Raw genomic sequence first — 19,622 nt, 5'->3', positions numbered from 1 at the left:
TGCACACCGGAAAGGCAGTAGCGCCATGAGCGTCAACGTCCGCATCCCCACCATCCTGCGCACCTACACCGGCGGCCAGGCCGAGGTCGCCGCCGAGGGCGCGACCCTCGAAGAGGTCATCCAGTCGCTGGAGGCCAACCACCCCGGCATCGCCGCGCGCGTCCTGGACGACCAGGGCAAGCTGCGCCGCTTCGTCAACGTCTACGTCAACGACGACGACGTGCGCTTCGAGGGCGGACTGCAGACGTCCACCCCGGACGGCGCCGGCATCTCGATCATCCCCGCCGTCGCGGGCGGCTGCTGAACCTTCCGGCAGCCCTCGTACGGCCGTCGTGCGGCCTTCGTAAGACCTCGCAGTAACTGAATTGCCCCCTCCGTTACCAAACGGAGGGGGCAATTCTGCTGGGTTGGGCGCGGTAGAGTTGGGGAAGTCCCCTCCGCTGTTCTTGCCCGCCGCATATGAGCGGGCCGCGGGAGGGTTGACATTGAGTCAACATGCAAGTGCGCTATGGGCCCTTGGTGTGGTTTGTCCGGCCCGAGTTGCCCAGGAATATTCCGGGTTTTCACCCTATTTCAATCTTTTGCCGTGTCCAGAATTCTCGTCGGAATGACCTGTTGCAGACAGCAGCCGTGCGGATACATTCAGCCCCGGTCGAGGCGTTCCGGCGCAAGTTCTGACCCGGGATCGCGAAGTGCGGTCCCGCGCAAGGGCCAGTAATAGGGGAGTTAGGCATGGCTCAGGGCACCGTCAAGTGGTTCAACGCGGAGAAGGGCTACGGCTTCATCGCGGTCGACGGTGGTGCGGATGTGTTCGTCCACTACAGCGCCATCCAGATGGACGGGTACCGCACCCTTGAAGAGGGTCAGCGGGTCGAGTTCGAGATCTCGCAGGGCCAGAAGGGTCCGCAGGCGGATATGGTCAAGCTCGCCGCCGGCTAGTCCGACCGCGATCGACCACCGACACGTACGCGGTCACGCACAGCGGCCGCGCACGACGGCACAACGGCACAACGGCATATGTACGAGGGGCCCACATCCTGGACACGGGATGGGGGCCCCTCGTGCGTGGCGGCTCCCGGGCCCTTGCGGCGTCCGGGTGTTCATCCCGGGTTGCCCGAAGCCGCTTGCACTCGGGGGGGTCGAGTGCTAATCATTGGCGTTAGCACTCTCCGGGTGAGAGTGCTGATATTCGAGGACCGGGTCGGTGAGGCCCGCAGGGTCCGGTGGGCAGGAACCGCCGGGCACGCAGGCCGTCCGTCGCGGGCGCGGGCGCGGTCCGGGAGCAATCCACCGCTGTCCGGGAGGACCACTTCAGATGGCCAAGATCATTGCGTTCGACGAGGAGGCCCGCCGCGGCCTCGAGCGTGGGATGAACCAGCTCGCCGACGCCGTCAAGGTCACCCTTGGCCCCAAGGGTCGCAACGTCGTCCTTGAGAAGAAGTGGGGCGCCCCCACGATCACCAACGATGGTGTCTCCATCGCCAAGGAGATCGAGCTCGAGGACCCGTACGAGAAGATCGGCGCCGAGCTGGTCAAGGAAGTCGCCAAGAAGACGGACGACGTCGCCGGCGACGGTACGACCACCGCCACCGTTCTCGCCCAGGCGCTCGTCCGCGAGGGCCTGCGCAACGTGGCCGCCGGTGCGAACCCGATGGCCCTCAAGCGCGGTATCGAGAAGGCCGTCGAGGCCGTCTCCGCCGCCCTGCTGGCGCAGGCCAAGGATGTCGAGACCAAGGAGCAGATCGCTTCGACGGCCTCCATCTCCGCCGCCGACACCCAGATCGGCGAGCTCATCGCCGAGGCCATGGACAAGGTCGGCAAGGAAGGCGTCATCACGGTCGAGGAGTCGCAGACCTTCGGCCTGGAGCTCGAGCTCACCGAGGGCATGCGCTTCGACAAGGGCTACATCTCGGCGTACTTCGCCACCGATATGGAGCGCATGGAGTCGTCCCTCGACGACCCGTACATCCTGATCGTCAACTCCAAGATCGGCTCGGTCAAGGACCTGCTGCCGCTCCTGGAGAAGGTCATGCAGTCCGGCAAGCCGCTGCTGATCATCGCCGAGGACGTCGAGGGCGAGGCGCTCTCCACCCTCGTCGTCAACAAGATCCGCGGCACCTTCAAGTCCGTCGCCGTCAAGGCCCCGGGCTTCGGTGACCGTCGCAAGGCCATGCTCGGCGACATCGCCATCCTCACGGGCGGCACGGTCATCTCCGAGGAGGTCGGCCTCAAGCTCGAGAACGCCGGTCTCGACCTGCTCGGCCGCGCCCGCAAGGTCGTCATCACCAAGGACGAGACGACCATCGTCGACGGCTCCGGTGACAGCGACCAGGTCCAGGGCCGCGTCAACCAGATCCGCGCCGAGATCGAGAACTCCGACTCGGACTACGACCGCGAGAAGCTGCAGGAGCGCCTGGCGAAGCTCGCCGGCGGTGTCGCGGTCATCAAGGCCGGCGCCGCGACCGAGGTCGAGCTCAAGGAGCGCAAGCACCGCATCGAGGACGCCGTTCGCAACGCGAAGGCGGCCGTCGAAGAGGGCATCGTCGCCGGTGGCGGCGTGGCCCTGCTGCAGGCCTCCTCGGTCTTCGACAAGCTGGAGCTCACCGGCGACGAGGCGACCGGCGCCAACGCCGTCAAGCTCGCGCTGGAGGCCCCGCTCAAGCAGATCGCCGTCAACGGTGGTCTCGAGGGTGGCGTCGTCGTGGAGAAGGTCCGCAACCTGCAGATCGGTTGGGGCCTGAACGCCGCGACCGGCGAGTACGTCGACATGATCGCCGAGGGCATCATCGACCCGGCGAAGGTCACCCGCTCCGCCCTGCAGAACGCGGCGTCCATCGCGGCCCTCTTCCTCACCACCGAGGCCGTCATCGCCGACAAGCCCGAGAAGGCCGGCGCGGCTGCCGGTGGCGGCATGCCGGGCGGCGACATGGACTTCTGATCCACCCCCGGGCTCCGGCCCGTAGGTAGATCGGCTGTTCGCACCACGTAGTACGTACCGAGGGCGGCATCCTCTCCTGACGGAGGGGGGGTCGCCCTCGGGCGTTTCAGAACGTGGAGGTGTCGACGGTGCAGTCGAAGGGCTCGGGCACGTGCAGGTCCTTGCCGAAAGACACCGTCTTACGGAAGCGGTAACCGTGCGGCGAGGGGTCCGAGAAGCAGGTGATCTCCTTCTCCTGCATGTCGACGACCAGATACACGGGGACCAGCCGGCCGTACACTTCCAGCTTTTCGTTCCAGTCCGCGTCCGTGGTGGATACGGAAGTGAACTCGGCGACCAGGGACAGGGCCGCACTGTCCGCGTGACGGCCCTCCTCGTCGAAGGCAGCCTCGTCTGCGACGAACAGGTCGGGTCCGTAGGCTCGCTCTGCGGCGGGGAACCGGAAGAGGATGGGCGAGGTCTCGGTGATGTACCCCTCGGGAGCATGGGCCTTGAGCTGCTCACGAAGCGCACGCATGCTGCGCAGGTAGCGCAGCGTGGAGAACGGCGACACGACGATCTTCCCCCGGATGAGCTCGGCCTTGAAGCCGACTGGTGTGTCCATCTCCGCGACCGTGTGCAGGAGAGTCTCGAATGACGGTGGATACGTCGCCTCTATGGGTGTGGCCCGGTCGATCATGATCGTCACCGTCGTCCTCCGCGTGGCGTGGCGTGCCGTGTACTGGGCGTGAGCCTGGTTCCAGGCTAGCGGCGCGTGGGCGGTCGCGCCCGGGTGCCGAGACGGATCACCACCGATCGGGGGCCTTTGGTTGACTGGCGACATGAGCGATCCCTTTGTGAAGATCTGCGGTCTGAAGACCGCCCGGGACGTCGAGGTGGCCGTGGCCGCCGGGGCCGACGCCGTCGGGTTCGTGTTCGCGCCCGGCAGCCCGCGTACGGTCGACGCCGGGACGGCGCGGGAGCTCATCGGGCACGTGCCCGACGGGGTGCTCACCGTGGGGGTGTTCCGGGGGCAGTCCGTCGCCGAGGTGCGGCGCTTCGCCGAGGAGAGCGGCGTACGGGGCGTGCAGCTGCACGGCGAGGAGGGCCCGGAGGACTTCGCGGCGCTGCGCGCGGAGGGACGCACCCTGCTGCGGGCGACGGCGCGGCCCGTGTCGCGCTGCGGGGAGTACGGGGAGGACCTGCTGCTCCTCGACGCCCCGGACCCCGGCTCCGGCAAGCCGTGGAACTGGGGCTCGGCGGAGTTCACGGCCCCCGAGGGCCGCTGGCTGCTGGCGGGCGGGCTGACCCCGGGCAACGTGGGGGAGGCCGTTGCGGTCACCGGTGCCTGGGGTGTGGACGTCTCCAGCGGTGTGGAGAGCGAGCGGGGGGTTAAGTCCCCGGATCTCATCCGGGCCTTCATCGCGGCGGCGCGAGGGGTGGGCTGAGCCGCCGCGGCTGTCTTGGTGCGGCGGCGCCGTTGCCGGGGACCAGTCCCCGGACCCCTGCGCCTCAAACGCCGGCGGGGCTGGGGTTGGCCGGTGCGGCGGGTTGGCTGCGGTGGGGGGCCGGTGCCGGGGGCGGGGTGGGGTGTTGGCCTGGACTGCATGATTTAGGCGCCTTGTCCCCGACGTTCGATAGTTGTGGCTTCTTTGTGCGCCACAAATCACGCTTTACGTCCCGGCCAACACCCCACCCCGCCCCCGTCCCCGGCCCTGGCCCCGCAGCCCCCGACCCCGGCCGGGGGACAGCTCAGTCCCGGCCTGGGGACACTTCAGCTCCGGCCGGGGTTTGGTTTTCCAGCCGTCCGGCGTTTGAGGACCGGGGTCTGGGGCGGAGCCCCAGGGGGTCCGGGCGCAGCCCGGGGCCCTCCCAGCCCCGCCGGCGTTTGAGGCGCGGGTCCGGGCTGGCCCGGGGAACGGTGGAAGGGCGGGTAGGGGACAAGCTCCGCGCAGCGGCAGAGGCGTCGCAGCCGCGGCCCGGCCCCGCGCAGCGGTAAGGGGGACTTCGCCCGCGCAGCCGCACCGCCCGCTCAGGCCAGCGAGTCGATCCAGCGTTCCAGCCGCCGCCCCTCCGAAGCCATCAGCTGCGGATCGCGGAAGGTGTTCGTGAGCAGGGAGATGCCCTGGTACGAGGCGATCAGGGCGACCGCGAGCTCACGGGCGTCCGCCGCGCGCCCCATCGCGAGGAACTGCCGCTCCGCCCAGTCCAGCAGCACCCGCATGACCTTGGCGAGCGTCTGGTCGAGGCCGTCGTCGCGCTTGTCGAGCTCGGAGGCGAGCGAGCCGGTGGGGCAGCCGTAGCGGGCGGTGAGGTCGCGCTGTTCGACCCAGCCGGAGATGAGGGCCTTCAGCCGGTCCTGGGGGGTGGGGAGCGCGTCCAGGGCGGTGATCAGGCCGGCCAGGTGCTGCGCGTGGGCGTCGATGGCCGCTTCGACGAGCTGGTCCTTGGTCTTGAAGTAGTAGTAGACGTTGCCGAGCGGGACGTCGGCCGCGCGCGCGATGTCGGCGATCGTCGTCTTCTCCATGCCCTGTTCGTGCAGGACCTGGGCCGCGGCCGCGGCGAGGCGTTCGCGCTTGCCTCCGCGCTTGCCGCCCGGCTTGGCCTTCGGGCGGTCCGCAGGGGGTTCCGGGGCCGTTTCGGCGGCAGCAGCATCTGAGTAAGTCACCTGACTAAGTGTAGACGGGCGCCGCGCGAGGGGCTATGGTCGGGCTCGCGAGTAAGTCAGTCAACTAACTCACTTCACTTCTCGGGCGGGAGCCTTTCATGTTCGTCATCACGGGTGCGACCGGAAACGTCGGCAGCGAACTGGTACGGATCCTCGCGGCGGAGGGGGCGGGGGAGCGGGCCACCGCCGTCTCCCGCCGGGCGCCGGAGGCAGCCCTGCCCGAGGGCGTCCGCCACCACCGGGCCGACCTCGCCGAACCGCAGAGCCTGCGGCCCGCCCTCGCCGGGGCGACGGGCGGGGCCCTGTTCCTGCTCGTCGCGGGCGAGGATCCGCGGGCGGTCCTCGATCTGGCCGCGGAGGCCGGCGTACGCAGGGTCGTGCTGCTGTCCTCGCAGGGGGTCGGGACCCGGCCCGAGCAGTACGCGCACCCGGCCGCCTTCGAGGAGGCCGTCCGCCGGTCGGGACTGGAGTGGACGGTCCTGCGCTCGGGCGGGCTCGACTCGAACGCCTTCGCCTGGGCCGAGTCGATCCGTACGCACCGCACGGCGGCCGCGCCCTTCGGGGACGTCGGCCTGCCGACGGTCGACCCGGCCGACGTGGCCGAGGTCGCCGCGGCCGTCCTGCGCGGCTCCGGGCACGCGGGCCGCACGTACGAGCTGACCGGCCCGGCCCTCGTCACCCCGCGCGAGCGGGCCGCGGCGATCGCCGGGGCGATCGGCGAGCCGGTGCGGTTCGTGGAACAGAGCCCCGAGGAGGCCCGGGCCCAGATGCTGACCTTCATGCCGGAGCCGGCGGTGGAGGGCACCCTGTCGATCCTGGGCACTCCGATCGCCGCCGAACGGGCCGTCAGCCCGGCCGTCGAGCAAATCCTCGGCCGCCCCCCGCACCCCTTCACCACCTGGGCGACCCGCATGGCACCGGCCTTCCGCTGACGGCCCGGACCTGCCCCAGTGGCCTGCTCGGCCTGCCGGCCTGACCCCGGTCGGCCCGCCTGCCCCGTTAGCCCCCCCGGAGGACCCGTACCCATGCCCGTACAGCCCGTACTCGACTCGACGGTCCACTATCGGGAGGCCGGTGACCCGGCTGGTGTGCCGGTGGTGTTGCTGCACGGGAACCCGACCTCCTCCTACCTCTGGCGGGGGGTCCTGTCCGCTCTCGGCAGCGGTCCGGCCCGGCTGCTCGCGCCGGATCTGGTCGGGATGGGGGAATCGGGCAAGCCCGCCCTCGACTACACCTTCGCTGATCACGCACGCTACCTCGACGCCTGGTTCGACGCGCTCGGGCTGGAGCAGGCGGTGCTGGTCGGGCACGACTGGGGTGGCGCGCTCGCCTTCGACCGGGCCGCGCGGCTTCCGGGGCGGGTGCGCGGGATCGCCTTCACCGAGACCATCGTCAAGCCCATGAGCTGGGAGGAGTTCCCGGAGGGCGGCCGCGAGCTGTTCCGGGCGATCAAGACCCCGGGGGTGGGGGAGGCCATGCTCCTCGACGCGAACGGGTTCGTCGAGGGGCTGGCCGGCAGCGGCGTCCGCCCGATGGACCCGCGCGACCTGGACGTGTACCGGGCCCCGTACCCGACGCGGGAGAGCCGGCGCCCGCTGCTCCAGTGGGCCCGGTCGATGCCGCTGGGCGGGGAACCCGCCGAGGTGGTGGCGCGTGTGGCGGCGTACGGGGAGTGGCTCGCGGCGAGCCCCGCGACGCCCAAGCTGCTGCTGACCTTCGCTCCGTGGCCCGGGGCGATGACGGGACCGGAGACCGTCGAGTGGTGCGCGGCGAACATCGCGGGCCTGGAACTCGCCCGGCACGACGACGTGCCCGCCGGGCATCACACCCCCGAGGACCACCCGCTGCTGGTCGCGGCGGCGGTGGCGGACTGGGCGGAGCGGCACGGGCTGTGGCGGTAGCAGCCCGGGGGGCTGGTTGCCGGATGCCGGATGCCGGATGCCGGTTGTCCTCCCGGCGAGAAGGGGGCGAAGGGCGCGCGGCGAGGGTCTTCGGACCCTTCGGCGGCGGACGTAGGTCCCTGTCGGTGGGCCTTCCGCCCCGGGGAGACTTCGCATCATGGACACTCTGGATTCGGTGATCGTCAACGTCAACGATCATCTCTGGACCTACCTGCTGATTCCGCTGGTGGTCGGTGCGGGCCTGTACTTCACGGTCCGCTCCCGGGGTGTGCAGCTGCGCCTGCTTCCCGAGATGTTCCGGGTGGTGAAGGAGAAGACCCCGCCGCGCGCCGACGGCCGCAAGCAGGTCTCGTCCTTCGGCGCCTTCACGATCTCGGCCGCCGCGCGCGTCGGTACGGGCAACATCGCCGGTGTCGCCGCCGCGATCACCCTGGGCGGCGCGGGCGCCGTCTTCTGGATGTGGATGATGGCGCTGATCGGCGCGGCCTCCGCCTTCGTGGAATCGGCCCTCGCCCAGCTCTACAAGGTGCGCAACGCAGGAGGCGCCTACCGGGGCGGTCCCGCGTACTACATGCAGCGGGCGCTCGGTAAACGCTGGCTCGGGGTGCTCTTCGCCGTGACGATCACTCTCACCTTCGGCTTCGTCTTCAACGCCGTGCAGGCCAACACCATCACCGCCGTCGCCTCAGGCTCCCTCGCCGACGCGGACGGGTCGAACTGGTTCGGCCCCTCCCTCGGCGTGCTGCTGGCCGCCCTGCTGGGCCTGGCCGTCTTCGGCGGGGTCAAGCGGATCTCGTCCATCACCACCGTCCTGGTCCCGGTGATGGCGATCGTGTACCTCCTCCTCGGCGCGGCGGTGGTCCTCCTCAACATCACCGAGTTCCCCCGGGTCATCGCCGACATCGTCGGCGGCGCCTTCGGCTTCCGCGAGCTGGCGGCCGGCGGCATCGGTGCGGCGATCCAGCAGGGCATCCGGCGCGGCATGTTCTCCAACGAGGCGGGCCTGGGCTCCGCCCCGAACGCGGGCGCCGCCGCCGAGGTCTCGCACCCGGTCAAGCAGGGCCTCGTACAGTCCCTCGGCGTCTTCTTCGACACGCTGCTCGTGTGCACGATGACGGCCTTCATCGTCCTGGTCACCAACCCGGAGCTGTCGGGCCGCCAGGGCGCGGACCTGACGCAGACGGCGCTCAGCGACACGCTGGGCGGGTGGGCCGGACACCTGCTGACCGTGGTGGTCTTCATGCTCGCCTTCAGCAGCATGATCGGGAACTACTACTACGGCGAGACCAACATCCAGTTCATCACCCGCAAGCGGTGGGTCCTGCCGGGGTACCGGGCGCTGGTCCTGTCGGCGGTCGTCCTGGGCTCGCTCGGCTCGGTGTCGGTGGTCTGGAACCTGGCGGACGTGTTCATGGGCCTCATGGCGCTGATCAACCTCGCCGCGATCATCCCGCTGTCGGGCATCGCCTTCCGCCTCCTGGACGACTACCTCGCCCAGCGCCGGGCGGGCCTGGAGCCGGTCTTCACCCGGGACCGCATGCCGGACCTGAAGGGCGTCCAGTGCTGGGACCCGGTCCGCACGGTGGTCCCGTCGGCGCAGGCGCCGGAACGGGTGTAGCGGGTTGCCCGTGCGCGGAGGTTACGGCGTGCGCCACCCGATCGTGGGACGCTGAACGAAGCGGCCACACGCCGTGAACCCGTCTGTCTACGCTCGCTGGCATATGCCACAGGAGAGGAGACCCGCGATGACCGCAGCCATGGTCGAGCCCGACCGGAACGCCGACGGCCGCACGTGGGAGTACCTGCTGCAGAGCTGGCGTGATCTGGACGTGCCGGAGGGCTGGCGCGCCGAGATCGACGGAGGACAGATCGCCTTGGTGCCACCGCCCCACCGCCACCGCAACGGAATCGCCGAAAGGGTGCAGCGCGCCCTGTACGGGGTCGTGCCGCCCGAGTGGGGTGTCTACCAGACGCTCGGCATCCACATTGCCGCGCTGGGCAAGCTCTACATGCCGGACTTGGTGGTGGTCCCCGCCGCCCTGGTCGACGACGTGGCAGCCGAGGTCTCCGACCCCGTCGACGCGGCCGAGGCGCTGCTCGTCGTGGAGATCACCTCCCAGAGCAACGCCGAGGACGACCGGAAGAAGAAGCTCTGGGCCTACGCCCACGCCCCCGTCCCGGTCTACCTCCTCGTCGACCGCTTCGACGAGCACGGCCCCACGGCCACCCTGTTCACCGCACCGCACAGCGGCGCCTACAAGCACGCCGCCCGCGTCCCCTTCGGCGACGAGCTGCGGCTCCCCGAGCCCTTCGCGCTGACGCTGGACACGGGGAGCTTCCCGCACTGATCCAGGGCTGACTGATCCACGGCTAGAACGCCGGGCCGGAGACCGCGACCGGGCCGTCCTGTTCGACCGAGGTCACGACCGCCGTCGAGCGCAGCGACTCGACCTGGTCGGGGGAGAGGCGGGCGCTGAAGCCGTTCAGGGCGTGGCGGTAGACGTGGACCGGGGTGATCCCGTAGGCGTCCGCGACGGCGGCCGGGTCCAGGCCGCGGTGCACGGTGACGATGTACGTCGGCCACTCGGCCGGGGCCGTACGGGACGCGGGAGCCGCCGGGCCGGGGGCGGGGGCGGGGATGGCGGCGTGCGCGGGCAGGGCGGCCGAGGCCGCCAGGGCGAGGGCGGCGAGGGTCGTCGGCAGGGTCCAGCTCGTACGGGTACGCATGACGGCGAGGCCACCACGTACGGCCGGCGCGGTCAACGACCCCGGGCGGCGCGGCGGTCGCGCGCGGGGGTGAAGGGAGAGATCGCGGATGCGCCCCTCCCCGGATGCGCGCGCGGTGCCTTCCGTACGGGTGAACCTGCCGGTCGGCGCCGCACCGGCGCGAGGCCGGCCGCGCAGGCCGGGAGGGCCGGGAGGGCCGGGAGGGCCGGGAGGGCCGGGAGAACAGTGGACGGAATCCTTTCTTCAGTCGGTACGAGAATCAGCCCGCGGCGGGCTGCACGGGCCCGTGGCGCGGCCGGACGGCCGGTCCGGTCCGGTCAAGACCCGCGGCGGGGCCGCCGATGAAGGGGAGGGTCGCACTCCGGGACGGGTGCCGCATCGGTGTTCCCGTCGAACGGAGGCGGCTTCCGCATGCCCCTCCACCCTTCGGGAGTTCCCTCGATGTCCATGCGCCTGCTCGCCCGCGCCGCCACCGCCGCCCTGCTCGCCGTCACCCCCGTGGCAGTCGGTTCCGCGTCCGCGGACGCCGCGCCCGAGCCCACCCCGGTGCCGCTGACCATCTCGGCCAACGCCATCCCCGGCCAGTACATCGTGACGCTGGAGCCGGGCTACGACCCGGCCAAGGTGGCGGAGCGGCTGAGCCTCAAGCCGAAGTTCCTCTACACCAAGGCCATGAGCGGCTTCGCCGTCCCCATGACCAAGCTCCAGCTGGAGCTCGCCCGCGTCGCCCTGGGCGTGAAGTCGGTGGAGACGGACGCGAAGGTCTCGGCCCCCTCGGGGGTGCCGGCGACGGCCACCGCCCTGCGCGGGCCGTCCGCCTCCTGGGGCCTGGACCGGATCGACCAGAAGGAACTGCCGCTCGACAACACCTTCACCACCCAGGGCAACGGCGCGGGGGTGACCGCCTACATCCTCGACACGGGCATCGACTACACGCACGAGGAGTTCGGCGGCCGGGCCACCTTCGGCTTCGACGCCATCAAGGACGGCCGCGACGGCCTGGACTGCAACGGCCACGGCACGCACGTCGCGGGCACGGTCGCCGGCAAGACGTACGGGGTGGCGCGCAAGGCCTCCCTGGTCAGCGTCCGGGTCCTCAACTGCGAGGGCACGGGCGACTACTCCGGGATCATCGCCGGCCTGGACTGGGTGGCCAAGAACGCCAAGCAGCCCGCCGTCCTCAACGCCTCCCTGGGCGGCGACAAGTCCGAGGCCGTGAACACGGCGGCCGACGCCGTAACGGACGCGGGCGTCCTGCCGGTCATCGCGGCGGGCAACTCCGCGAAGGACGCCTGCGGCGTCTCGCCCGCGTCGGCGGGGAAGGTGGTCACGGTCGCGGCGAGCAACCAGTGGGACGAGGAGACCAGCTTCTCCAACTGGGGCAGCTGCGTGAGCCTGTACGCGCCCGGAGAGGCGGTCGTCTCCGCGAAGCTGGGCGGCGGCAGCGTGGCCCTGAACGGCACGTCCATGGCCGCGCCGCACGTCGCGGGCGTGGCCGTCCTCTACAAGCAGGCGAACCCGAACGCGACCCCGCAGGACATCGCCGAATACCTGGACAACGAGTCCACGAAGGACGTCCTGAGCAGCGTCAGCAAGTCCTCCCCGAACCGGCTGCTGTTCACCAACGGCCTCTGAGCGGCTGACGGGCGGCTGACGGGCAGCTGACGGGCGGCTGACGGGCGGGTCCTCTTGGCCCGCCCTCTCGGAGGGCCGCGTGCCCGCTCAGCCGCGGCCGTGCAGTCGTACCGGTATCTCCCGCCAGCCGAGCGCGATGAAGGAGTCCACCTGGCGCAGCTCGTCGGGGTCCGCGGCGAGGCTCATGTCGGGGAAGCGCTCGAACAGGGCGGGGAGCACGGTCCGGGCCTCCATCCGCGCCAGCGGGGCGCCGATGCAGCGGTGAACGCCGATCCCGAAGGCCATGTGCTCCTCGCCGTCGCGCGCCGCGTCGAACGCGTGCGCGTCCGGACCGTGGCGGTCGGGGTCCCACCCGGCGGCGCCGTACGTCGTGATGATGGCGTCGCCGGCCGGGACGGTGACGCCGCCGACCTGAAGATCCTTCACCGCGAAGCGCAGCGGCACCGCGGCCAGGGGCGGGTGGACGCGCAGCGTCTCCTCGATCACATCGTCCCAGCCGACGGCGCCCGCCCGGACCGCGGCGAGTTGCCGGGGGTCGCGCAGCAGGGCCACGACGGCGTTGCCGATCAGGTTGACCGTCGTCTCGAATCCCGCGCCGATGACGAGCAGCAGTGTTTTGCTCATCTCGTCGCTGGTGGAGCCGTCCCCCGCTTCCTCGGCCCGGATCATGTCACTGGTCAGGTCCTCGCCCGGGTGTTCCTCCCGGTAGGCGATCAGGGCGGCCGAAACCTCCAGGACCTGCTGCTGGATGAGCTCGCCGTGTTCCGGTGTCTCCGGTGTGGACACGACGGCGTTCATGAGACGGCGGACCGCGTCCAGCAACACGTCCGGAACGCCCGCCAATTCGCAGATCACCCGCAGGGGCAGCGGATACGCGAGCCCCTCGATCAGGTCGACCACTTCCTCCTCGCGGGCCGCGAGCCGGTCGAGCAGCGTGCCGGAGATCGCTTCGACCCGGGAGCGCAGCGCCTCGGTGCGCCGGTGGGCCGGGCGTCCCTGCTGACGTTCGGGTCGAGGATCAGATCCTTGAGGGTGTCGTGTCCCGTGGGTGCCCACGCGGGGAGACCACCGGGCAGTTCCACGGGGACGATGGGGCCCATGGCTCGAAGCCGAGCGGCCTCACCGGGAATGTCGGCGCCGAACGGGTCGATGACGATGCGCTCACTCGTTGTCACGGGCTCTCCAGAGGGTTCGCGGGGGCGCCGGCCCGGAGCGTGACGCGGGAGAGGGGCGGCCGGCTGCGGCGGACTCGCCGTTCAGTACATATCGACGGCGTCCGGTACGGCACGGGGGAAGGCGCTTCTCTGCCCGAACCGCCGCCCCTTCACTGCTCGTTCGTGCACCGACACACACGCCGACACTCACGCCGCCGCTCACACCGCCGCCCGGTTCCAGCGCATCCGCGACCACGGCAGGGCCAGCTCGCTCCGGTCCGTCACCTCGCGCGGGGCGAGGTCCGCGATCGGGGCGGCCTCGCGGTGCCTCGCGTAGACGGTGTCCACGTAGCGGTGGCCGGTGTCGGGGGCGATGAAGAGGACCGTGCGGTGGGGTGAGCGCTCGCGTTCGTGGCGTGCGGCGAGGTACGCGGCGCCGGTCGACAGACCGGCGAAGACCGCGTGCCGGCGCAGCAGGTCGACGCTGCCGGCGAGGGCGGCGTCGAAGGAGACCCAGTGCAGGGTGTCGTACAGCGCGTGGGCGACGTTCCCGAAGAGGATGGAGCTGCCGATCCCGGCGATGATCATCTCGGTGTCGGTGACGTGTTCGGAGCCGAAGGTGACGCTGCCGTACGGCTGGACGCCGACGAGTTCGACATCCGAAGCGTCGGCGGCGTCCTCGCGGAGGTAGCGGGTGAGGGCGCCGGTGGAGGCGCCCGAGCCGACCCCGCCGACGACGGTGAGCCCGTCCGCCGTGCCGGTGGCCTCGCGGATCCGGTCGGCGATCGCGCGGTAGCCGAGGTAGTGGACCTCGTCGTGGTACTGGCGCATCCAGTGGTACTCGGGGTGTTCGGCGAGGATCTCGTGGATCCGCTCGACGCGCCGCTTCTGGTCGAGTTCGAGGTCGCTGCACGGCTCCATCTGCTCCAGCGTCGCCCCGAGGACGGCCAGTTGGGTGCGCAGCGTGTGGTCCACCGTGGCCGAGCCGACGATGTGGCAGCGCAGGCCGTAGCGGTGACAGGTCAGGGCCAGGGCGTACGCGTAGATCCCGCTGGAGCTGTCCAGCAGGGTGTCCCCGCGGCGCACGACTCCGGTGTCGAGCAGGTGGCGCACCGCCGCGAGGGCGGAGACCACCTTCATCGTTTCAAAGCGCAGGCAGACGAGCCGGTCGTCGAGGCGTACCAGGTCCGGCCGGCCGATCGACTCCGCGATGTGCTGGTCCATGGTGGGGGATCTCCTTGGCATGCGCAGGGGTGGTGCCGGTCGTGAAGGTGCGGGTGGCGGGGATGCCGTGGGCGTCCAGGGCGTGCAGGCAGCCGCGGACGCGGCGGCGCAGCCCCGGGGCGGTCGGGTCGAAGAGCACGCCCGCCACCGCGCCGCTGTGCGCGATCTGCACGCCGACCGCCCCGACCCGGCGGGCGAGGGCGGTCAGCGCGTCGAACTCCGGGTGGCCGAGCACCCGTTGGCCGCGCCGGGCGCTGGCGGTGGCGACCGCGCCGAGCAGCTCCGCGCTGCCGGTGGCCACGGCCCGGCGCAGCAGGGCGCGCAGCCGCTCGTAGGCCCGTACGTCGCTCCGGCCGACGTCGGCCGCCGGCAGGGACAGGGTGTCGACGGGGGCGCCCCCGCCGAGGGCGCAGCCCACCACGACCAGCGGCGGCAGGGCCGGGCCGAGCACCTCCAGGACCCGGCCCTCCCGCTGGGCGAACAGCACCGGGCGGCCGCCCAGCATCAGCGGATCGCAGGCGTGCTCGGCGCGTACGGCGAGCGCGGCGACCGTCGGGGGGTCGAGCCGCAGTCCGTACGAGTCCGCGACCGCGCGCACGGCTGCGATCACGTCGCTGCTGGAGCTGCCCATGCCCAGGCCCACCGGTATCTCGCCGCTGAGCCTCAACTCCCCGCCGCAGGGCGGCTGACCGGTCCGCCGCGCGCACTCCGCGGCCGTGAGGGCCGCGGCCCGCGCCGCCTTCGTGCGGTCGGCGGGTACGACGGTCAGCGCCCCGGGACCCGCGCCGGGACGGCGGACGAAGGCGGCGCTGCTGCCGGGGCCCGCCATGGGGAGCGTGACCAGTCCGGCGCACCGGCGCCCGGCGGCGTCGAGGAAGACGCCCTGGAGGATCTCGCCGTGGTGGCAGGGGGCCTGCCCGGTGCCGGTGATGGTGCCGGGGGTGGTGGTGGCTGCGGCGGCACGGGGAATCACGCGCCGCCCGCCGTCCGGTAGCGGTACAGGACCGTCTCCTCGGCGCTGAACTGGGAGAAGGGGAAGGGCTCCGCGGACAGGGCGGTCACCCCGGAGCCGAGGAAGGCGCGGGCCACGGCGCTGCCGGTCTGCGCGTAGACGACCAGCGGGACGCCCCGGGACCGGCAGCGCTCCAGGATGGTGTCGAAGGTGCCGTTGCTCAGGGTCATGCCGGTGGCGACGACGGCCTGCGCGCGCTCCAGTACCGCCCCGGACCGGCTGGCCCGCGTCTCCTCGGCCTCGCCCTGATCGCCCCGGCCATCGACGCCTTCGGCGTCACACCGGTCCTCGGAGTCTGCGCGGCCGCGTGCTTCCTCGTACCGGCGGCGGCCGCGATGGTCCCGACGGCCCGCCACTTCGCGCGGATGGCTCCGCCGGTGGAACGGGATGAGGCCACTGTCCGGTGAGGGGGTCGATCCGCGTGCGCGGGGCCGGTTCGCCGAGCGCCCCGACAGCGGCAGATCAGGTGAGGGGCTCGCCGGTCAAGCTGTTGAGCTCCTGGAGGCACAGCGTGATCGACTTCTTCTTGTCGTCGGTTGTCCAGGACCGCACCGGGCCGCCAAGGCAGCTGCTCCCGTTGACCGACATGACCTTGTACTCGGTGCCCCACGGGAGTTGGTATTCGCAGGGTTCCACGTACGCACTGCCCTTTCCGCCGCCCTCGATACGGACGCAGTCGCCCACCTCGGCCTCGAAGATGTCCTGCGAGTAGACCGTCGAGTAGAGGAAGTAGAGGAACAGGAAGAGGAGAACGGCCCCGACGCCGAGGTACGACAACGCGTTGTTGTTCTTCGGCTTCGGGGTCGGCGTCGGCTCAAACCTCAAGGCCGGCCTCGGGGGCATTCCCAGCCCGGGCATGGAGGTCGGCATCGGTCCCACCCTTGGCTTGGGCTTCGCCGGTGCCTTCGCGCTCTTGGCGGCGGGCCTGGCAGCCTTCGGTCGTCTCACCACCCCCACCAGGTCGCCGACCCGTACGGTCTCTCCGGCCGCCGGGCCGGCCTCCCGGAGTTCGCCCGCTGCCGGGGAGACGACCACCGCGCGCAGCCGCCCGTCGGTCACCGAGAAGAGCGTCTCTCCCCTCGCGACCGTCTCTCCGGGCCGTTTGTGCCAGCGGGTCACCGTCACCCGGTCCGCCCCCGCCATTTCCCCGGGCAGTGACGGCAGAACCACCGGAACGGTCCGGTCCGCGCTCGCTCTCCTCGCGTACAGGGTGCCCATCGCGTCGGCGATCTCCCCCAGCAGCGCCCCGCGCAGGCGCTCGTCCGCCGGGACCGGGCCTCCGCCCGGCTCTTCCATGACCCAGGTCGCGGCCAGCGCACCCCGTTCCACGATCATCGTGGCGATCTGGTCGGGGTTCTGGCGCGCGGTGGGCGCGTACGACTCCGCCGCCGCCGCGAACCACTCCAACAGCTTTGCGGCCGCGGGTCGTTGCGCCGGGTCTTTGTGGAGGCACGGCAGGAGCAGGCGGGCGAGCTCGGGCGGGACGCCGGTCAGGTCGGGTTCCTCGTGAACGATGCGGTGCAGGACCGAGAACGTTCCGACGCCTCCGAACGGGGTGCGTCCGGTGACGGCGTGCACCAGGAGGCCGGCCAGGCCGAACACATCGGACGGTGGGCCGACTTCTCCGTCGGTGGCCTGTTCCGGCGACATGAAGGCGGGGGTGCCGATCACCCCGTGCGCGGTGAGGCGGGTGGCGGCGTCCAGGGCGCGGGCGATGCCGAAGTCGATGATGCGGGGGCCGTCCTCGGCGAGGATGACGTTTCCGGGCTTGAGGTCGCGGTGGATCAGGCCGTGGGAGTGGATCGCGGTGAGCCCCTCGGCGAGTCCGGCGCCGAGCGCGGTCACCGCTCCGGCCGGCAACGGCCCGTGGGTGTCCACCGCCTCTTGTAAGGACGGTCCGGGCACGTACGCCGTCGCCAGCCACGGCACGTCGGTCGTCACATCGGCATCGACCACCATCGCCGTGTAGAAGCCGCCGACCTGCCGCGCTGCCGCCACCTCGACGGCGAACCGGCGCCGGAACTCCGGAGCGTTTGCCAGATGCGGCCGTACGACCTTGACGGCGACCAGCCGCCCGCCCCGCGAGCGCCCCAGGTACACGTCCCCCATGCCCCCGCCGCCCAGTCGTTTCAGCAGGAGGTACGGGCCTATCCGGCGGGAGTCCGGCCATGATGTCTCGGGCATGACAACAGTGTGATCGGTAAGGGCCGCCTCGGGACGTCCTTCCGGAAAGGGCGTGGACCGGACGGCTCCTAGCCGAGGCCGGCGACGAAGGCGGACCAGGCGGGGGCGCCGAAGGTGAGGTGGGGGCCGTCGGGGACCTTGGAGTCACGGACGGGGACGAGGTCGGGGTGACCGTCGGCGACTTCGAGGCAGTCGCCGCCCGTGCCGTCGCTGTAGGTGGACTTGCGCCAGGTGGCCATTTCCAGGCAGTCGCCGCCGCTTCCGCCGCTGTAGCTGGACTTGTGCCACGTGGCAGTCGAGATGTCGTACTCAGGCCTGCTCGTCATGTGAGTAATCCTCCGCCACGGACTCGATCAAGGCCAGCGACTTGTCTGGTGAGAGCGCGTTGGCCGTCAGTAGATCGTAGGTCAGTGAATGCCGTGCGACGTCGGCCGGATCGTCCAACAACAGCCCTGTTTCGATGCCTTGGACGTACGCGAGTGGGGGAGCATCTGAGAAGGCCATCAGCTTGAGGGACCCCTCCAAGGCTGCGTGCGCACCCGCGCTGAATGGCAGCACCTGAAGGATGATCCGGTGGGACCGGATCAGGTCCGCGAGATGCCGCAGCGCCTCGACCATCACGGACCGGCTGCCGACGACTCGACGCAGTACCGCCTCGTCGAGCACGCACCACAACAACGGGGTTGTTGGCTCTGCAAGCAGGGCTGCACGGGCCAGCCTGGCATCGACGAGTTCGTCGATGGCCGCCTCCGTCGCCGTCGGCTGGTAGGCGCGGAAGACGGCTCGGGCGTACGCCTCCTTCTGGAGCAGGCCCGGGATCAGCAGGGGCGCGTACTCCCGGATGGCCTTCGCGAGGCCCTCGGCCTCGGCGGCCTCCGTGAAGTGGTCGGGGTACTTGAACTTCGTGACGGCCTCGCAATTGCGGGTGAAGAAGTCGCCCGTGCCGAGGGTCTTGTCTATCTCCCGGGCGAGCTCCGGTGTCATCCGCCGCGTACCCGCTTCGAGTTGGCCGATGAAGGAGCCGCTGACGAAGAGGGGCTCGCCGAGTTTGTCCTGGCTGAGGCCGGCCCTTTTGCGGGCGACGCGCAGTTCGGAGCCGAGCATGGTGCGGGGTGAGGAGAACGGGTCGACGTCTCCGGAATCGGGCACGGCAACTCCCCTGACAACAGGTGCGGGTGTTGGAGTCTGGCCCTTGAAGGCTAGCCAGCCCGTCGCCACTCTGAGTGCTGAACTCGACTACTCAGAGCGAAAGGTGACATTGCAAATGGTGCTCACGCCGAGGGAACGGATGCTGGCGGTCGAGGAGGCCGTCGGGCAGTTGAAGGCCGCGCTGACGGACGTGGGGGTCGTGTTCCCCTCGCTCGGCGTGGACGGGGTGTCGGCGGCCGGGTCGTACGGGCTGCCGCTGGTCGATCTGGGGCGCTGCAACCTGGACACCGCGCTACGGCTGGCCGCCGTCCTGCACGAGCGGGCCCACCCCTGAGGGATCGCCGAGGCGGACCGTCAGTCGCGGCAGGAACCAGCCGACCAGCGGGCCCGTGCCCAGGGCGACGAGCACGGTGCCGAGGCCGAGGGTGCCGCCGAGCAGCCAGCCGAGGCCGGCCACGGACACCTCGATGCCGGTGCGCACGGTCGCGACGGGCAGCCGGGTGATCCGGACCAGTCCGGTCATGATGCCGTCGCGCGGGCCCGAGCCGTACTGCGCGCCGAGGTAGAGCGCGTCGAAGAAGCCGAGGGCGACCAGGCCGAGGGTCAGGTACGCGAGCGCGGCGGGCGTCCCCTCGGGGGTGGGGAGTACGGCGGCGGTCGCGTCGGCGGCGAAGCCCACGATCGCGACGTTGAGGACGGTGCCGAGTCCGGGGAGCTCGCGCAGCGGGATCCAGGCGAGGAGCACCAGGAGCGAGATCAGGTTGGTGGCCCAGCCGAAGGAGATGCCGAGGCTCTTCGCCGCGCCGTCGGTGAGCACGCTCCAGCTCGCCGTGCCGAGGCCGGACTCGACGAGCATCATGACGGCGGCCCCGTAGCCCGCCAGGCCGAGCAGGAGTTGGGGGACGCGGCGGGCGGTGCGGCCCGCCCGGAGCTGGGTGAGGGCGTTCATGCGGGGCGGGTGGGTGGCGGTGGGAGCGGGCCGGGGCTGGGGCATGGGGCCAGCCTCAGGGAGATCTGGACCCCGATTCCATAGCCAGATCGCATACGCTGG

19 protein-coding genes and 2 pseudogenes are annotated in these 19,622 nt (G+C 71.3%); 10 read left to right on the top strand and 11 right to left on the bottom strand.

The genetic code is table 11. The features are described from left to right. The first annotated feature begins 25 nt into the window (after positions 1 to 25). The 3 genes from OG435_RS21310 (at position 26) to groL (ending at position 2,938) form a co-directional block, all read left to right on the top strand. Complete coding sequence (locus OG435_RS21310) at positions 26 to 304, top strand: ubiquitin-like small modifier protein 1 (RefSeq protein ID WP_266878762.1); 279 nt, start codon at positions 26 to 28, stop codon at positions 302 to 304. 428 nt (positions 305 to 732) lie between these two features. Then, on the top strand, positions 733 to 939 hold the full coding sequence (locus tag OG435_RS21305; protein WP_008743607.1) for a cold-shock protein: 207 nt from the start codon (positions 733 to 735) through the stop codon (positions 937 to 939). 376 nt (positions 940 to 1,315) lie between these two features. Continuing rightward, a complete protein-coding gene (groL, locus tag OG435_RS21300; protein ID WP_266878761.1) occupies positions 1,316 to 2,938 on the top strand; it encodes a chaperonin GroEL in 1,623 nt (540 codons plus the stop codon). 106 nt (positions 2,939 to 3,044) lie between these two features. Here groL and OG435_RS21295 read toward each other — a convergent pair whose 3' ends face one another. After that, entirely contained in the window at positions 3,045 to 3,542 is a 498-nt protein-coding gene (locus OG435_RS21295; protein WP_266878760.1) for a Uma2 family endonuclease, read from the bottom strand. A gap of 217 nt (positions 3,543 to 3,759) precedes the next feature. On the opposite strand from OG435_RS21295, the gene OG435_RS21290 reads away from it, so the two are divergent. Beyond that, complete coding sequence (locus tag OG435_RS21290) at positions 3,760 to 4,365, top strand: phosphoribosylanthranilate isomerase (RefSeq protein WP_266878759.1); 606 nt, start codon at positions 3,760 to 3,762, stop codon at positions 4,363 to 4,365. Between the two features lie 584 nt (positions 4,366 to 4,949). On the opposite strand, the gene OG435_RS21285 is transcribed toward OG435_RS21290, so the two are convergent. Then, positions 4,950 to 5,585 carry a TetR/AcrR family transcriptional regulator gene (locus OG435_RS21285; protein WP_266878758.1) on the bottom strand — a complete coding sequence of 212 codons (636 nt, stop codon included), beginning with the start codon at positions 5,583 to 5,585 and terminating at the stop codon, positions 4,950 to 4,952. A gap of 98 nt (positions 5,586 to 5,683) precedes the next feature. Here OG435_RS21285 and OG435_RS21280 point away from each other — a divergent pair, with 98 nt between their 5' ends. The 4 genes from OG435_RS21280 to OG435_RS21265 all read left to right on the top strand — a co-directional run bounded on the left by OG435_RS21280 (position 5,684) and on the right by OG435_RS21265 (position 9,834). Next, complete coding sequence (locus tag OG435_RS21280; protein ID WP_266878757.1) at positions 5,684 to 6,517, top strand: SDR family oxidoreductase; 834 nt, start codon at positions 5,684 to 5,686, stop codon at positions 6,515 to 6,517. 93 nt (positions 6,518 to 6,610) lie between these two features. Further along, the gene (locus tag OG435_RS21275) at positions 6,611 to 7,486 is read left to right on the top strand and encodes a haloalkane dehalogenase (RefSeq protein ID WP_266878756.1); all 876 of its coding nucleotides are present in this window, start codon (positions 6,611 to 6,613) and stop codon (positions 7,484 to 7,486) included. A 157-nt stretch (positions 7,487 to 7,643) separates the two neighbouring features. Further along, complete coding sequence (locus tag OG435_RS21270) at positions 7,644 to 9,104, top strand: alanine/glycine:cation symporter family protein (RefSeq protein ID WP_266878755.1); 1,461 nt, start codon at positions 7,644 to 7,646, stop codon at positions 9,102 to 9,104. Between the two features lie 127 nt (positions 9,105 to 9,231). Further along, entirely contained in the window at positions 9,232 to 9,834 is a 603-nt protein-coding gene (locus OG435_RS21265; RefSeq protein WP_266878754.1) for a Uma2 family endonuclease, read from the top strand. A gap of 22 nt (positions 9,835 to 9,856) precedes the next feature. Here OG435_RS21265 and OG435_RS21260 read toward each other — a convergent pair whose 3' ends face one another. Continuing rightward, the gene (locus tag OG435_RS21260; protein WP_266878753.1) at positions 9,857 to 10,213 is read right to left on the bottom strand and encodes a protease inhibitor I9 family protein; all 357 of its coding nucleotides are present in this window, start codon (positions 10,211 to 10,213) and stop codon (positions 9,857 to 9,859) included. 447 nt (positions 10,214 to 10,660) lie between these two features. Between OG435_RS21260 and OG435_RS21255 the strand changes: the two genes are divergently transcribed. Then, positions 10,661 to 11,848, top strand: a complete 1,188-nt coding sequence (locus OG435_RS21255) for a S8 family peptidase (RefSeq protein WP_266881950.1) — start codon at positions 10,661 to 10,663, stop codon at positions 11,846 to 11,848. Between the two features lie 87 nt (positions 11,849 to 11,935). Here OG435_RS21255 and OG435_RS21250 read toward each other — a convergent pair. The 7 genes and pseudogenes from OG435_RS21250 to OG435_RS21220 all read right to left on the bottom strand — a co-directional run bounded on the left by OG435_RS21250 (position 11,936) and on the right by OG435_RS21220 (position 18,526). Beyond that, positions 11,936 to 13,023, bottom strand: a pseudogene (locus OG435_RS21250) (cytochrome P450 family protein). A 198-nt stretch (positions 13,024 to 13,221) separates the two neighbouring features. Continuing rightward, positions 13,222 to 14,226 carry a pyridoxal-phosphate dependent enzyme gene (locus tag OG435_RS21245; RefSeq protein ID WP_266878752.1) on the bottom strand — a complete coding sequence of 335 codons (1,005 nt, stop codon included), beginning with the start codon at positions 14,224 to 14,226 and terminating at the stop codon, positions 13,222 to 13,224. Next, complete coding sequence (locus OG435_RS21240; protein ID WP_266878751.1) at positions 14,147 to 15,199, bottom strand: GHMP kinase; 1,053 nt, start codon at positions 15,197 to 15,199, stop codon at positions 14,147 to 14,149. Before OG435_RS21240 ends, OG435_RS21245 begins: the two co-directional genes overlap by 80 nt. Next, positions 15,196 to 15,444, bottom strand: a pseudogene (locus tag OG435_RS50710) (Rossmann-like domain-containing protein); the annotation flags it as partial. The pseudogene OG435_RS50710 and the gene OG435_RS21240, both read right to left, overlap by 4 nt. A gap of 256 nt (positions 15,445 to 15,700) precedes the next feature. Further along, a complete protein-coding gene (locus tag OG435_RS21230; protein ID WP_266878749.1) occupies positions 15,701 to 17,422 on the bottom strand; it encodes a protein kinase domain-containing protein in 1,722 nt (573 codons plus the stop codon). Between the two features lie 68 nt (positions 17,423 to 17,490). Further along, a complete protein-coding gene (locus OG435_RS21225; protein WP_266878748.1) occupies positions 17,491 to 17,748 on the bottom strand; it encodes a DUF397 domain-containing protein in 258 nt (85 codons plus the stop codon). Next, complete coding sequence (locus tag OG435_RS21220; protein ID WP_430625770.1) at positions 17,732 to 18,526, bottom strand: helix-turn-helix domain-containing protein; 795 nt, start codon at positions 18,524 to 18,526, stop codon at positions 17,732 to 17,734. Before OG435_RS21220 ends, OG435_RS21225 begins: the two co-directional genes overlap by 17 nt. A gap of 160 nt (positions 18,527 to 18,686) precedes the next feature. On the opposite strand from OG435_RS21220, the gene OG435_RS21215 reads away from it, so the two are divergent. Next, a complete protein-coding gene (locus OG435_RS21215) occupies positions 18,687 to 18,905 on the top strand; it encodes a hypothetical protein (protein ID WP_266878746.1) in 219 nt (72 codons plus the stop codon). Here the strand turns inward: OG435_RS21215 and OG435_RS21210 are convergent. Further along, entirely contained in the window at positions 18,864 to 19,565 is a 702-nt protein-coding gene (locus OG435_RS21210; protein ID WP_266878745.1) for a YczE/YyaS/YitT family protein, read from the bottom strand. The two genes, OG435_RS21215 and OG435_RS21210, sit on opposite strands and share 42 nt — an antisense overlap. Positions 19,566 to 19,622: the final 57 nt, after the last annotated feature.

The sequence above is a fragment of the Streptomyces sp. NBC_01264 genome (assembly GCF_026340675.1).
GTDB lineage: Bacteria > Actinomycetota > Actinomycetes > Streptomycetales > Streptomycetaceae > Streptomyces.
The sequence above is the reverse complement of the archived record's forward strand: the minus strand, read 5'-3'. Positions and strand labels throughout refer to the sequence as shown.